Source organism: SAR324 cluster bacterium (assembly GCA_015232315.1).
Lineage (GTDB): Bacteria > SAR324 > SAR324 > SAR324 > NAC60-12 > JADFZZ01.
Genome location: JADFZZ010000040.1, coordinates 20,027 through 33,718 on the forward strand (window position 1 = coordinate 20,027; position 13,692 = coordinate 33,718).

The 13,692-nt window shown below is 46.6% G+C and carries 11 protein-coding genes, 1 tRNA gene, 1 other RNA gene and 1 pseudogene; 11 read left to right on the forward strand and 3 right to left on the reverse strand.

Annotated features, from left to right (window positions below; genetic code table 11):
* Positions 1 to 358: 358 nt before the first annotated feature.
* A complete protein-coding gene (locus HQM11_18695; GenBank protein MBF0353068.1) occupies positions 359 to 2,434 on the reverse strand; it encodes an AarF/ABC1/UbiB kinase family protein in 2,076 nt (691 codons plus the stop codon).
* Positions 2,435 to 2,994: 560 nt separating this feature from the next.
* Here HQM11_18695 and HQM11_18700 point away from each other — a divergent pair.
* From HQM11_18700 to ndk, 5 genes are all read left to right on the forward strand, one after another.
* Positions 2,995 to 4,017 (forward strand): hypothetical protein, encoded by a 1,023-nt coding sequence (locus HQM11_18700; protein ID MBF0353069.1) that lies wholly within the window; start codon positions 2,995 to 2,997, stop codon positions 4,015 to 4,017.
* 5 nt (positions 4,018 to 4,022) lie between these two features.
* Positions 4,023 to 4,688 carry an HTH-type transcriptional repressor FabR gene (gene fabR / locus HQM11_18705; GenBank protein ID MBF0353070.1) on the forward strand — a complete coding sequence of 222 codons (666 nt, stop codon included), beginning with the start codon at positions 4,023 to 4,025 and terminating at the stop codon, positions 4,686 to 4,688.
* Positions 4,689 to 4,899: 211 nt separating this feature from the next.
* Positions 4,900 to 5,487: an imidazoleglycerol-phosphate dehydratase HisB gene (hisB, locus tag HQM11_18710; GenBank protein MBF0353071.1), complete on the forward strand. Its 588-nt coding sequence runs from the start codon at positions 4,900 to 4,902 to the stop codon at positions 5,485 to 5,487.
* Positions 5,488 to 5,506: 19 nt separating this feature from the next.
* Positions 5,507 to 6,109, forward strand: a complete 603-nt coding sequence (gene hisH / locus HQM11_18715) for an imidazole glycerol phosphate synthase subunit HisH (protein ID MBF0353072.1) — start codon at positions 5,507 to 5,509, stop codon at positions 6,107 to 6,109.
* Positions 6,110 to 6,189: 80 nt separating this feature from the next.
* A complete protein-coding gene (gene ndk / locus HQM11_18720) occupies positions 6,190 to 6,621 on the forward strand; it encodes a nucleoside-diphosphate kinase (protein ID MBF0353073.1) in 432 nt (143 codons plus the stop codon).
* Positions 6,622 to 6,629: 8 nt separating this feature from the next.
* On the opposite strand, the gene HQM11_18725 is transcribed toward ndk, so the two are convergent.
* Complete coding sequence (locus HQM11_18725; protein ID MBF0353074.1) at positions 6,630 to 7,232, reverse strand: YihA family ribosome biogenesis GTP-binding protein; 603 nt, start codon at positions 7,230 to 7,232, stop codon at positions 6,630 to 6,632.
* Between the two features lie 12 nt (positions 7,233 to 7,244).
* Entirely contained in the window at positions 7,245 to 8,120 is an 876-nt protein-coding gene (locus HQM11_18730; protein ID MBF0353075.1) for a hypothetical protein, read from the reverse strand.
* A gap of 58 nt (positions 8,121 to 8,178) precedes the next feature.
* Between HQM11_18730 and HQM11_18735 the strand changes: the two genes are divergently transcribed.
* The 6 genes and pseudogenes from HQM11_18735 to HQM11_18760 all read left to right on the forward strand — a co-directional run bounded on the left by HQM11_18735 (position 8,179) and on the right by HQM11_18760 (position 13,692).
* Positions 8,179 to 9,141, forward strand: a complete 963-nt coding sequence (locus tag HQM11_18735; protein ID MBF0353076.1) for a hypothetical protein — start codon at positions 8,179 to 8,181, stop codon at positions 9,139 to 9,141.
* Positions 9,142 to 9,204: 63 nt separating this feature from the next.
* Positions 9,205 to 9,292, forward strand: a tRNA-Ser gene (locus HQM11_18740).
* 41 nt (positions 9,293 to 9,333) lie between these two features.
* Positions 9,334 to 9,428: signal recognition particle sRNA small type (ffs, locus tag HQM11_18745), an RNA gene on the forward strand.
* Positions 9,429 to 9,457: 29 nt separating this feature from the next.
* A complete protein-coding gene (gene dnaX / locus HQM11_18750) occupies positions 9,458 to 11,404 on the forward strand; it encodes a DNA polymerase III subunit gamma/tau (GenBank protein ID MBF0353077.1) in 1,947 nt (648 codons plus the stop codon).
* Between the two features lie 24 nt (positions 11,405 to 11,428).
* The gene (locus HQM11_18755) at positions 11,429 to 12,502 is read left to right on the forward strand and encodes a UDP-N-acetylglucosamine--N-acetylmuramyl-(pentapeptide) pyrophosphoryl-undecaprenol N-acetylglucosamine transferase (protein MBF0353078.1); all 1,074 of its coding nucleotides are present in this window, start codon (positions 11,429 to 11,431) and stop codon (positions 12,500 to 12,502) included.
* Positions 12,503 to 12,541: 39 nt separating this feature from the next.
* A pseudogene (locus tag HQM11_18760) lies at positions 12,542 to 13,692 on the forward strand (DNA mismatch repair protein MutS).

Here is a 13,692-nt window from a genome sequence, read left to right on the forward strand (position 1 = left end):
TGATATGAACCGGATTTGAACGAAATGCCTTCGGGTTATGACCCAAACCCAGCCCGTTCAAGGTGATCCCAGTCATGGACTTTTAGGAGCGAGTAACCTGCTTGTTGCCACATGTGGGTGGTCTCTGAAAACTGGTGGAGGTAGCTCAAATTAAGTACTTTTGCCCCTCGCCAGTCCTTGATTTTGCAGGAACTTGAGTTCAAAACTGGTCTTTCTAAGTCACTGAAGTCATTCACCTCCACCATTTTGCAGGGACGACCCGTTTCGAGGATCTCGCATAACGTGCCCCACGGGACGTAGGGCACGAGCAAACTTTTACAACTTATTCTTTTGCCATTCCTTAGTTCAACAACAGGATTCAGGAGGGATTGGAAACCACCAGTTCGGTGGAGGTTGGTTTCCAGGGTTTTTCAGGAGGTTTCGCTTGAGCATGTTCCGTGGTCGGAGCAACTTCTTCTTCAAAAATAAAGGAAAACGGCATGGTTTGCTTGATCTGTTCCCTCAACTGTTTTCTTCTGACTTCAAAGCGGTCCTTCATTAAATTCAGTGGGAAATGACTGATCGCCTTCAGCAGATCCGTCACCATCAGATGTTTGGGTTGCTTGACATACAGATTGGCGTAAGACCCTGTCATCGCTGAAACCGAACGCGATAAATGCAGATATTCACTCCGAATCACCAAGCCAAGTTGCTGTGTGTTGGACATCATCTGCATGGTGGTTTGAAAACGCTTATGAAGCCCTTCAATGCCTTCCGCCAACAGTTCCTGCGCGAAATTTTTCCCCAACGGCTTTATATTTTTCTTTTTAAGTGTTTCTTCCAGAGTGCTTCTGATTTCGTCCCGTCTGATCCGGTTTTCTTCAGGAAGTGTGCTCAAACTGATCAGCGAATCTGTCAGCTTATCCACATCCGCGGAAAGTGCTCCTGAAACATATTCCAGCACAGGTTTCCATTTTCCAGTCATGTTCACGGTGTTGCCCCAATCAATCAGGTAGAGTTCACCGGCTTCGTTCACCATGATATTTCCAGGATGCAGATCCCCATGAAACTCATTGTAAACCACCATATGCATCATGACGGTATATAAAAACCTTTCTGAGATTGCGCGCGCGAATTTGGGACTTTTACCACCAAAAGTCTGCATGGCACGATTGATACTGACGGCACCTTCCAGATATTCCATTTCCATAATCCGGTGCGTCGCATGATACACCTGAGGCACCTTCCACATGGTGGTTTGCTTGCTTCTTTCCGCAAACCTGCGTTGAATGATGGCTTCATCCTCAAAATTCAATTCCTGCTGGAAGCCTTCAACAAATTCATCCACCTGATCTCTAAGTGCTTCCAGAAATGGCGCCAGTTTGGAATGTGGCGCCCAGAACTGACTGCTGAGCAACGCCAGGCCGATCACCGTTTTTCCCATCAGAAATTCACGGTCCAGATTATGTCGGCCAATTTTAATCACCACCGGCATCAGCACTTCTTTTCCATCCACCACACAGGGTTTTTTGGCCAGATACACAGAACCGATTGAGCCTGATTTGATGGGACGTTCAGTATCAAAGCCGAAATAACATTCGTAGGGACTTTTGCCGTAGCATTCCTCAAAGGCATCCAGAACTTCACGAGCGCTCATTGGCGGCACATCTTCCTGAAAAACCAGCAGTTCCTGAGCGATTTCCTGAGGCAGAAAGTCTGAATTGGCCGCTGCGACCTGTGCCATTTTGATAAAGAATGGTCCAAACTCCCGCACCATTCGGGCTACGATCTGGGCCTGCGTGTGAAAATCTCTGGGATCTGCCTGAAAGAACGGCTTGATATAGCGTAAGGCCTTGATCTGCCTGCGGATAATATGAATATCGCCCCGAATTACCTGAACCCGGGTGATGAGTTCATTGATCTTGGCCTGATTGATCCGTCTGGTTTCCTTGAGGAGATTGATCAATTCCACAAGCAACGGCTCATAGGTTTTCAATACCAGACGCACAATATCCAGGTTGAGTTCCATGAGTCCACGGAGTTCCGGCGCACTGAACAACTCGTGAAAAAAACTCCAGAATTCATTGATAATTGCTTCCGGAACCGGAACTGGACTGCGGGCAATGGTCTGATTGAGGACATACCGGATAAGGTTTTCCGTTGTTTCCTCATTGGGCAGAATACTTTGTTGCCTCAGATAGGATGTCATTTTCCGGGTTTGATGGGTCAATGGATGCGCGTAAAGCACCGCAAAGACTTTGTCAAGGACACCAGACAACTGTTGCTGACTGATGTTGTCTTCCTTGCCCAGAAGCTGGGTTAACGGAATAAACGCTTGAGGAACCTGAAAGGTTTTGTAGGTGATATTTCCGGCTTCTTTAATGATTTTACCGGTACGTTCCCTGAGAACAGGAATATTGAACAACTTTTTTTTACTGTCTTGCCGCGGATTCATAAACACACTTCTCCATGCTTTGGCGTATCCTGCCCTGATAATAAGTCACAGTACATCCTGTGCTATGCCTCCCCGTTATTATCATCAAGCATCCTGCTGTATTGAGAGTGCTTCATTAATAATGATTTTCTCGGAAGTCGTCAATTTCTTTCTGAACAAAAATAATGTAAAAGGAACAGATCAACGGTTTTGTCATGCCATCTTTAAATGGTATGGGCTTGTTTTCATGCGCTATTAACTGCTTATAAAGAGCAGACCCTGTCCTCTCACGATCACAAATCAATTTTATTTAGGAACGCTCAAAAAATTACAGGGAAAACTTTCTGGTTACGAACGTCCCGTTTGTAACCGTTCCATCTTTTACAACTTATTCTTTTGCCATTTCTAAGGGGCTTGTCACTTGACAAAAAAATGAATCACCAACAGACGAAGCTTACGAATTTTGACATTTGAATGAAAACATTTTAAGAGGTTTGAAAAGGGGTATAATACGCTGTATGAACCTGAAATATTCTGTTGCCATAGAGAGGATCTCACCGTTTATTTGACAAGGAGAATTTGTGACCGCAAAAACCCGGAAAATCATGGAAGCCCATGTAAGGCATCTTCTCAATCAATGGCGTGGAGATGCCCTGGAACAATGGCTTCATGATGAATTCACCATCTGGCTCGACTGGCTTTGGGAACAACCACTGAACAAGGTTCTGTCGGAGCCGCAGGTACTGGACATAATGAAACGTTATGTGGTGGAACTGGATATTGCCGGAGGCGTTATGGATATTGCCGGTGAGATGAGCCGAACGGTTCTTACCGCACCTGTCAGCACCGAAACCACGCTGGAAGACATTTTTCCCAGGCACCTCTGGGAAATGATTATTGAATTTGCCATTCACCTCAAAGGGAACTTGATGGCTCCCATTGAAAAGAAAGTTCTTACTTCCGGCTATTCCCGGCTGGTTTCCGGTTTGCTGTTTCATGGAATCAAGGAATATCTGCTTTCAGACAATATTCTGATGCAAAAAGTGCCCGGACTTTCTGGTTTTGTCAAAAAAACAGGGGCTAGACTGGGAAAAAATTTTCTGCAGATGGAAACCGCTCTGGAAGTGCATATCCGCGATTTTGTAGAGAAGAATCTCAATCGAATCATTCAACTCAGTGAAAAATATTTGGAAGACGCGCTGGGAAAAGAATTTATCATGGATCAGGGACGTGAAATTTTTGATGATGTGTTCAAGGAAAAACTCTCAACTTATTACGGGCAGATCTCCTGTGAAGACCTGGAGGATTTTCTGGTATTTGGTTATGAATTCTGGCTCAATTTCAGGGAAACCCACTATTTTTACAAAACTTACTCAAAAATTATTGAGTTTCTGTATTACAAATATGGAGACAAACCTGCCGCAGTGTTGCTCGAAGATGTTTCGATAACCCGTGACTTGTTGCTGGACGCAGTATTACTGCTGGTGGTTCCCCTCATTCAGGAAGCCGACCGGCAAGGCTTTCTCGAACAGCGAATCCGCCGACACTTGAGCGAATTTTATACATCGGATACATTTCAATCGATTCTTTCAGAACAGGAGTAACAGCTATGCCATCCAAAAAAGAAGTCCGGGAGCAAAAAGATAAAACAAAAAAAATGCTCATGGATGCCGCACTGCAACTGATTGCAGACGAAGGTTTTGCCAATTTGAGCCTTCGTTCTGTTGCCAGAGCCGGAGGAATTGCGCCAACGTCATTTTACCGGTTTTTCCGGGATGTTGATGAACTTGGACTGGAATTGATTGAAGAAGTGGAAGTCTCATTGCGCGAGTATCTGACCATTGTCCGGGAACGGGCAGACCATAATCGGGATCAAACCAAACAGGAGACTTTGATCGAAATTCTGAATCGATTGGCACGCACAGAAATCAGCGCTTTTATGGACTATCTGCATGAACATGAAACACTGTTTCGACTGTTTCTTCAGGAAAGAACCGGTAGTAACGAAATCCTTCGTAAAGCTATTTCTAAAAAAACGCAGCGATTCATTGATTTTATTGTTCATGAACTGGAATTTATTTGTCAAAAAAAGAATTTTCCCATGAATGACATCCCGCTCGTTGCGGAAATGGTTGTGCTCAATGTCATGCATGACGGCATCGCGGCACTGGATCTCCCTGAAGAAGACAAAAAATATGAAATTGAACGCATGATCAAAAAGGTCCGTCTGATTCTTGCTGGTGCCTATGCTCTGGGAAAAGATATTCTTGGTTAATGTCTGGCGGCAGGCAAGCGCTTCCCCTTGACTTTCCTCTTGCCCTTCACCTGAAAATCATGGCATACCCTTACCCTCAATCGCGTTTTTGAAGGTGAATCATGAAATTCAATTTCTATCAAAAATGCTTCCTGCGGAATATTCCCCGATAGCGAATGACGGTAAACCTCCAGGCCTGCTCAGTGAGCTGTGCCGCATGACAAGGAAAATAATGAAACGAGAGGCTGAAATCTTGCGCGAAACCCGTGAAACACGGGTGGAACTTCGCATAGACCTGGATGGTGAAGGTAAAACAAAACTGGAAACGCCCATCGGCTTTCTCAATCACATGCTGGATCAACTGGGATTTCACGGAGGTTTTGATCTGACGGTCAAAGCCACTGGAGATACCCACATTGATTGCCATCATACGGTTGAGGATATCGGCATTTCTCTGGGACAGGCATTGTTACAGGCATTGGGAGACAGAAAAGGAATCCGGCGTTATGCTCATGCTTATGTTCCCATGGATGAAACACTGGCGCGTGCGGTGATTGACCTGTCAGGACGTCCGGATTTTGTGTTTGACGGACAATTTTCCACACCAGCCCTGGGCGAATTGCAAACCCAGATGATTCCTCATTTTTTTAAATCATTTGCCATTGCGTCGAAAAGCACCCTGCACATGAGTATTCTTTACGGACAGAATGACCATCACAAATGTGAGGCACTGTTCAAGGCACTGGCCCGATCGTTGAGAGATGCCGTTGCCCGGAGCGATTCGGGGAGTGTGGCTTCCACCAAAGGGTGGATGGATTAGAAATTTTGAGGATACCTGTATGAATGTCATTATTGATTACAAAGCTGGAAATCTGCTGAATCTGAAAAATGCCCTTGATTTCCTGGACATCCCCAACGACATCGTGACAGATCCGGAATCTGTTCGAAAAGCCGACCGGATTTTATTTCCAGGCGTTGGTGCCTTTGGCGCGGCAAGGAACAATCTGAAACAGTCCGGAATGCTTGAGGCGATCAGGGAAAGCGTTGCTGCCGGCAAACCTTTTCTGGGAATCTGTGTGGGTGCGCAGTTGCTGTTTGAAGAAAGTGAGGAAGATGGAATTCACGAAGGGCTGGGACTATTGAAAGGCAAAGTGGTCCGTTTCCGTCATGAACTCAAAATCCCACAAATGGGCTGGAACCAGGTACACCGTGTCAAACCGGATCTTTTGTTTCAGGATATTCCTGACCACAGCTATTTTTATTTTGTTCACTCCTATCATTTTTTGCCGGAAAACGAAGCCAATGTTCTGGCGCATACAGACTATGGCGTACAGTTTTCATCAGTGGTCCGGCAGGATAATGTGTGGGGCGTGCAGTTTCATCCTGAAAAGAGCCAGGATGCAGGATTGCGGTTATTGAAAAATTTCTGCGATCTGACCTGAGAATCAGGACAATCGTCCTGTTCTCTCAGGGGAGTTTTTTATCAATTTAACAATGCTTAACCTTTATTTTGAGGAAAACCATGGCAATTGAACAAACATTATCCATTATCAAGCCGGATGGAGTCGCACGCAACCTGATTGGTGAAATTGTGAAACGTTTTGAAGCAAACGGCTTAAGAATCGCCGCAATGAAAATGATTCATATGTCCCTGAAACAGGCAGAAGGATTTTACGCGGTACACAAGGCACGGCCTTTTTTTCAGGAACTCACTGAAATGATGTCTGCCGCGCCTGTAGTGGTGATGATCCTGGAAGGTGAAAACGCCATTGCGAAAAATCGGGAATTGATGGGTGCCACCAACCCCGCAAATGCGGCCCCAGGAACCATCCGGAAAGATTTCGCACTCAGTCTGGGAGAAAATACCGTACACGGTTCAGATGCTCCGGAAACAGCAAAAGTTGAAATTGCTCACTTTTTTGCTCAAGCCGAAATACCTAATTCAAAACTGTAATACATTGGTCAACTCAGGTCGGGATCATTGTCCGGCCTGAGCCATTTGGAAAGATGGGACCAGATTTCTTTTTTTCCGATATTTTCCAGTGAAGAATGTGGAATGGGTAATTCCGGCAACTGCATATCCTGCTGGATTTGTTTCAAATGTTTGACACGCTGACCTGACTTGAGCTTGTCAATTTTGTTTGCCACCACCAGCACAGGTCGCTGATAATGGTCGAGCCAGTGTTTCATCTGCAAGTCCAGTTCAGTGGGACCATGACGCACATCAATGATCAACACAATCCCGCGTAACGGAACCCGTGTTGAAAGATAGATTTCAATCAGTGCCTGCCACTGTTTTTTGACCGATGCCGGAACCTTTGCGAAGCCATAGCCTGGCAGATCCACAAACACATGTGCCTGATTGATCAGAAAGAAGTTGATCTGCTGGGTCTTTCCCGGAGTCGAACTGGTTTTTACGAGGTTTTTCCGGTTCAGCAATGAATTGATCAGTGTGGATTTACCTACGTTTGATTTCCCGGCAAACGCGATTTCATGAAACCGGTTGACAGGGAACTGAGAGGCGTTTGCTGCCCCTTGCAACAATTCAGCGGAAATGATTTTCATAATTTTTTTTGCTCAGGATTGTTCAGAATTGTCACTGGCGGATTCCTGTGACGCGTCAGGAGATTCAGGCGGCAGGTCAAGGCCCTGGAGAAACGTACCAATCCTGATAAAACGCTCCATGTTTAGCTGTCCTTGAATATTCAACAGATTCAGACAAAGCAAACTGAACACGATGGCGGAGAAGGGCGCAAGAAACAAAGATGTGGTATATTGAGACAAGCGGATGCTCCAGAGCACGTCAGGATTCTGTAAAAATTCTGTGAGCGCTTTCATCATTTCGTCGGGGTTTTCCGCAACAGGTATCGCGTTTTCAGGCAATAGAATCAGCGTCATGAGTGTGGGCAACACCACCTGCAAAAATTTGATCACCATGACAATTAAAAAAACACGGGCAAACAATGGGCGAATGATTTGAAGACTGCGGTTCAGTGCCTGAAAACTCCGTAGTCCTTCTGTGATAAAGATGGGTTGCGCCAGCGAAAAAAATATAATACTGCTGATCCAGAGAGTCACAATAACCACATTAATCGGGAATGAACTCACAAACAGCCCCATCATTCCGGTGGCGAAAATCAGATACTGAATAATCGCAATGTGCATGGAACTGAAAAACAGGGAGCTTTTCATCGTTTGAAACAACCGGGTTACAGGGAAAACCGGTCGAAGACCCAGGGCGATTATGCCCAATGTCATGACGGCTTCGATCATGCGTTCTGATAAAAAAAACACAATCATTTCAGGACCGAAAAATCCTGAAACGCCAAGGATGATGCATGGAGCCAGCATCAGGGCCGTCATGAGTGTGACAGGAACGAAATGAGTGACATAAATACGCAGGCTCAGTCGGAACAGATCCCAGATGGTGACAACCTGAAAAGCAAAATTCATAAATCCTTTGTGGCAATAATGTCTTTCTGGATTCAAGACACTATGGATATTTAAGCATATGACCGAAAAAACTATAACAACTTCTACCCTCGCATTACAAGTTGAAGCATCAGAAAAGTCACTGCCCGATGAATCGGATCAGATTATCAATGACCTGGAGCAGCAACTTGCGGCCTTGAGACGCCAACTTTCCCAACATGAAGCCTCTCCCAAAACACAAATTCATAAAATTGAAGCATCCGACAATTCGCCGGATCAGGAACAGCAGATGGTTCAATTGCAAATCAAACGGGAGCAGATCGCTAAACTTCAGGAACAACAAGTGGAGTTGCAACATCGGGCCAGTCTGGTTTCACATATAACAGAAAAACTGGAAAGCCCCTTTTCCACCATCAACAACAATCTGGAACAATTAATCAATCGGGTGAAAGACCCTGAAGTGGCAAAAGCGTTGCAACAATGCAAAAATCTGGCGTTTTCCATGATGAAGAATGTTCAGTCCATCCATACGCAGTCCAATCAACTGGACCAGAATCTGACTCCGGTTAAAAAAAGGGTGGAAATTCTGCCGTTTTTCCGGGCGTTGGCCAAATCACTCGGCGAGCGGGGGAAAACGGTAAAACTGTTTGCGTCCCCCCATTTTGCGCCGGCATCGGATCTGGACCAGGAATTATTTCAGAATGCGATCATGGTGTTGTTGCGCGAGTTTTCACGCATGAGTCAGGAAGAAACCATCAAAATCATCATCCGGCAAAATCACAACCAGACCTATAATATCCCTCACGAAACACTGGGGGTCGCTCTGGTGGGCGACACCGACTGGCAACTTCCAGACGATGAGGAAATGCAGGCATTCCTGAAACGTGCCATGACATCCTCTGAAGAATACGGACTGGATTTGCTGTATGCCAAAAAAATTATTGAAACACACCGGGGGGCACTGGCCTTTTATCGGGAAAATGGAAAAGTTGTTGGCTTTGATATTTCCCTGCCGCTGACCCAGAATCAGGACGCTCCCTAAAAAGACTTGCAATCCCGAAACCCCTCGGCTAAATATACCCCTCTTTTGCAGAAACAGATTGAGGGAAAGGTGTCCGAGTGGTTTAAGGAGCACGCCTGGAAAGCGTGTGTATGTAACAATACCGGGGGTTCGAATCCCCCCCTTTCCGCCAACCCTGTCGTCTGTTCAGACCTCGTTGTCATGACTATTGATGGCCGGGTTTTGCGCAATTGAAAATTTCGAACCGTGTCAGGTCCTAGCGGAAGCAGCACTAAGGAATCGTAGATGTGCCGTGAAACCTGGTCTCCCATGATCCTCCCAACCAGCAAAGCCTCTCATGTCTTACGTTGTTCTGGCCCGCAAATTGCGACCTACCCGGTTTGATGATCTGACAGGACAGGAAACCATTGCCCGAATTTTAAAGAACGCCATTGCCGCGGATCGGGTGGCCCATGCCTTTTTATTTTCAGGTTCCCGTGGTGTTGGAAAAACCAGTTGCGCCCGAATCCTGGCCAAAGCGCTGAATTGCCTTTCTCCTCAAGGTTCAGACCCCTGCAATCAATGCAACAATTGTGTGGATATCCACAACAACGCGTCTCCTGACGTGTATGAAATTGACGCGGCCTCCAACCGGCGGATTGATGAAATCCGGGAACTCCGGGAAAATGTCAAATACGCACCAGCCCATTGCCGATACAAAATTTACATTATCGATGAAGCTCACATGCTGACCATGGAGTCTTTCAACGCCTTGCTCAAAACGCTTGAAGAACCTCCGCCCCATGTGAAATTCATTCTGGCCACCACGGATCCTCACAAAATTCCGCAAACGGTCCTTTCACGTTGCCAGCGCTATGATTTTATCAGAATTCCCCTGAAAAAAATGGCGGATTATCTGGCGCAGGTCTGTGAACAGGAAGGAATCCAGCTTTCACGCCATGCGCTGGAAATGATTTCCCGGCAATCCATCGGCGGTATGCGGGATGCCCTGACCGCACTGGATCAGGTGATCGGCTATGCTGGAGGAACGGCCAGTGATGAAGAAGTGGCCCGTTTGCTGGGAATGATTGACAATGAATCCCGCATGAAACTGCTGGAAACATTGCTGAGGAAACAATCCACTGAAGCGATGGAGGGCTTTTATGGATTGCAGGAACACGGAAACCATTTGCAGGATGTTCTAACGGATCTTCTTGTCGCGGTCAAAAATATTTCCTTGATTCAGAGCCTGGGACTTCCCCCCACCCTGTTTCAGGATCTGACTGATTCTGAAAAACAGCGGTATCAGGAACTGGGAAAACTGGTCAAGCCCGATGAGCTTCAGCAAATATTTCACATCCTGCTGGAACTTGAAGAAACCATGAGGCAGAGCAGTCATGCCCAGATATGCTTTGAAATGGCGATCCTGAAAATCACCAGTGTACAATCTCTGGTGGGGATCCGTGAACTGCTGGAACAGGTGCAAACCCTCACCGCGTCTGGATCCATTCCTCAAAAATCCGCGGCAAACAATACTCCAACGCCTTCTCATTCACAGCCCTCACGCCCTGCGGAAACATTTGTTCCACCACCAAGAGAAGTACCTCCTCTACCGGAACCGCCCAGAGAGTCCTCTGTCAGAACCACTGAGACAGCCGCCTCCGCAGCCTCAATCAAGGCCTTCCTTCAGCAGGGAAAAACGTCGGGGCCACCGCCTCCGCAAACAGCCCCTGTTCGTTATTCCTCAGGAAATACCGGTTCTCCGGCAAATTCCATTGAGGTTGATAAAAAAAAAAGTGAACTGAAGTCTGATTTGACCAAATCGGAGACTGTTTCTGCCCGGATTTCGACGCCTGCCGAATCTTTTTCTGACGTTGTCGCCGAACCGGAAGCAGAGCCGGAAATGCCTCCGGAAGAGTGGATCAAACTGGTGAATGCTCTGCAACAGACCTCACACTCTCTGGGCGCATTTCTCAAAAGTACGGTGCTTGTTACCATGTCTGAAATGGAAGTCGTGTATGGTTTCAAAGAAAAATATGCCGCACAGATCCCCATGTTTTCCAAAGAACACCAGTTTCAGGTCGCACGCCTCATTCAGAATTTTCTGAAACGCGATGTGAAGGTTCATTTGACTGAAAAGCCCCTCAAATCGAGTGTCTTGACCGTTAAAGAAGCACAGGATTATCATTACCAGAAAAATATTCTGAAAATGAACCAGGAGGCGGAATCTTCGGAACAAGTTCAGAATATTCTGAAAGCCTTCCCCGGTAGCACAATCATTTCGACCAAACACACTGGAAGTTGAAACCTTTTCCAACATTGAGGAATTATGTCTGAATTTCGTATTTTATTGACAGGCGGCGGGTCAGGTGGTCCGACAACTCCATTATTGGCAGTGTATGCTTCGCTTCAGGAAAGTCCGGGCACCTCAATCCGGGGACTGTTTTTTGGCAGTCATGACGGACCTGAACGTGCCATGGTAGAAAAAGCCTGCATTCCGTTTCAGGCGTTGCCGTCCGGCAAACTCCGACGTTACTGGAGCGTGCAGAACTTTATTGATCCATTCAAAATCCTGGGAGCCTTTTTTCTCAGCTTCAAACTACTCTGGCAATTCAAACCCCATGTGGTTATTTCCGCAGGAAGTTTCGTGAGTGTCCCTGTGGCTTATGCGGCATGGGTTCTCAGAATTCCGCATGTTATTTTTCAAATGGATGTCAAACCTGGGCTGGCCAATCGTTTGATGGCGCCTGTGAGTCAGGTGCTGACCTATTTGTTTGATGTCTCTGCCGGACATTTCAACATCAGGCATAAAATTAAAATTGGTCCGGTTGTCCGGAAGGAAATTGTGGAGGCCAATGCGGATCGTGCCAATATACAGTTCGGGTTGAAACCCGACAAACCGGTTCTGCTGATCACGGGCGGAGGATTGGGTGCGTTGAAACTCAACCAGGCTACCGAACGATTGCTTTCTTTCTGGTTGAAAACATTTCAGGTGGTGCATCTGACAGGCTCTCTTTACAAACCCACGTTCCAGCATGAAGATTATCATCCCCTGTCCTTTGTCCATGAGGGGATGGGCGACCTCATTGCCCGAAGCGATCTGGTCATCACTCGTGCCGGACTTGGAATTATCGGCGAACTGGCACAACTTTCCAAAGACGCCATTCTGATTCCCATGCCGGGAACTCACCAGGAACAGAATGCCGGGATCGTTGCGGACCATGGCGGCTGTTACTACTGGAAACAGCAACACTATATTGATCTTGAAGAATCAGGCTGGATTGAATTTATGGAACAACACCAGGCTGGAACCAAAGGCCGGAAGTTGAATGAACTTCTGCCCTCCGGAGGCGCAGAACAACTGGCGGAAATACTCAAGAAATACAGTACTTTTTCAAAGTGATTTTTCAAAAAGCCAGCATTTATAATTCAGGAGTCATGAATGGATAATGACAATCACACCCCGATGATGCGTCAGTTTTATTCCATCAAAAAAGAGCATCAGGATAAAATTCTGTTTTATCGTATGGGTGATTTTTATGAGATGTTCGGCGAAGACGCGGTCGTCGCGGCGAAAGTGCTTCAGATCGCGCTCACCTCACGCAACAAGAACAGTGCCAATTCTGTTCCCATGTGCGGGGTGCCATATCATGCCTATGAACAATATCTCAACAAGCTTTCAGCCGCGGGATACAAAGTCGCAATCTGGAACAAACAGAAGATCCTGCCCTGGCCAAGGGGCTTGTATCCCGTGAAGTGGTTCGGATTGTTACACCGGGTACCACCGTTTCTCCCCAGTTGCTTCCACCGGACCAGAATCATTATTTGCTGGCCTTGAGGGTTGTCCTTCCCAGAAAAATCGTTGGAATGGCCTTTGTGGACGTCTCCACTGGTGAATTTGAAGTTGCTGAATTTTCTCTGGATAATCTCCTTCAGGTGTATGATTTTTTATATCAGTTGCATCCTCAGGAAATTCTGCTTCCACACAGCCGTTCCGAACAGGAATCCCGGTTTTTTGAACAACTTCAGGAACGTGTACAAAGTTTGTCCTTCCGCAATGGTTCGTCCCATCTGTTCAGTTTTCTGGAACCGTTTTATTTTGACGCGGAATCAGGAATGTCCCTGTTGAAAGACCAGTTTCAGACGCTGAATCTGGCTGGCTTCGGCGTAGAGTCACTGGACATCGCGCTGACTGCCGCAGGCGCGTTGGTTCGTTATCTTGGCGAAACCCAGAAATGCGGTTTGTCACACATCATGACAATCCGGCAACATACCTTTGACGAGGCCATGTTTCTGGATGAAATTACCATTTCCAATCTGGAACTGTTTGACAGCAATACCGGAGAAAAACGGCATACCCTGTATCATGTGCTGAATCATACACAAACCGCAATGGGTGCCAGACTCCTGCGGCAGTGGCTACGGACTCCCCTGCTGGAAATGGAAGCGATCACACAGCGTTACGATGCCATTGACGAATTTCAGGACAATTTTATTCTGTGTGAAGATCTGCGAACTTTGCTGAAGCAGATTCAGGATCTGCTCCGGATTCTTGGACGCATTACCCTGCCTGTGGCTGGAATTGCCGATTTT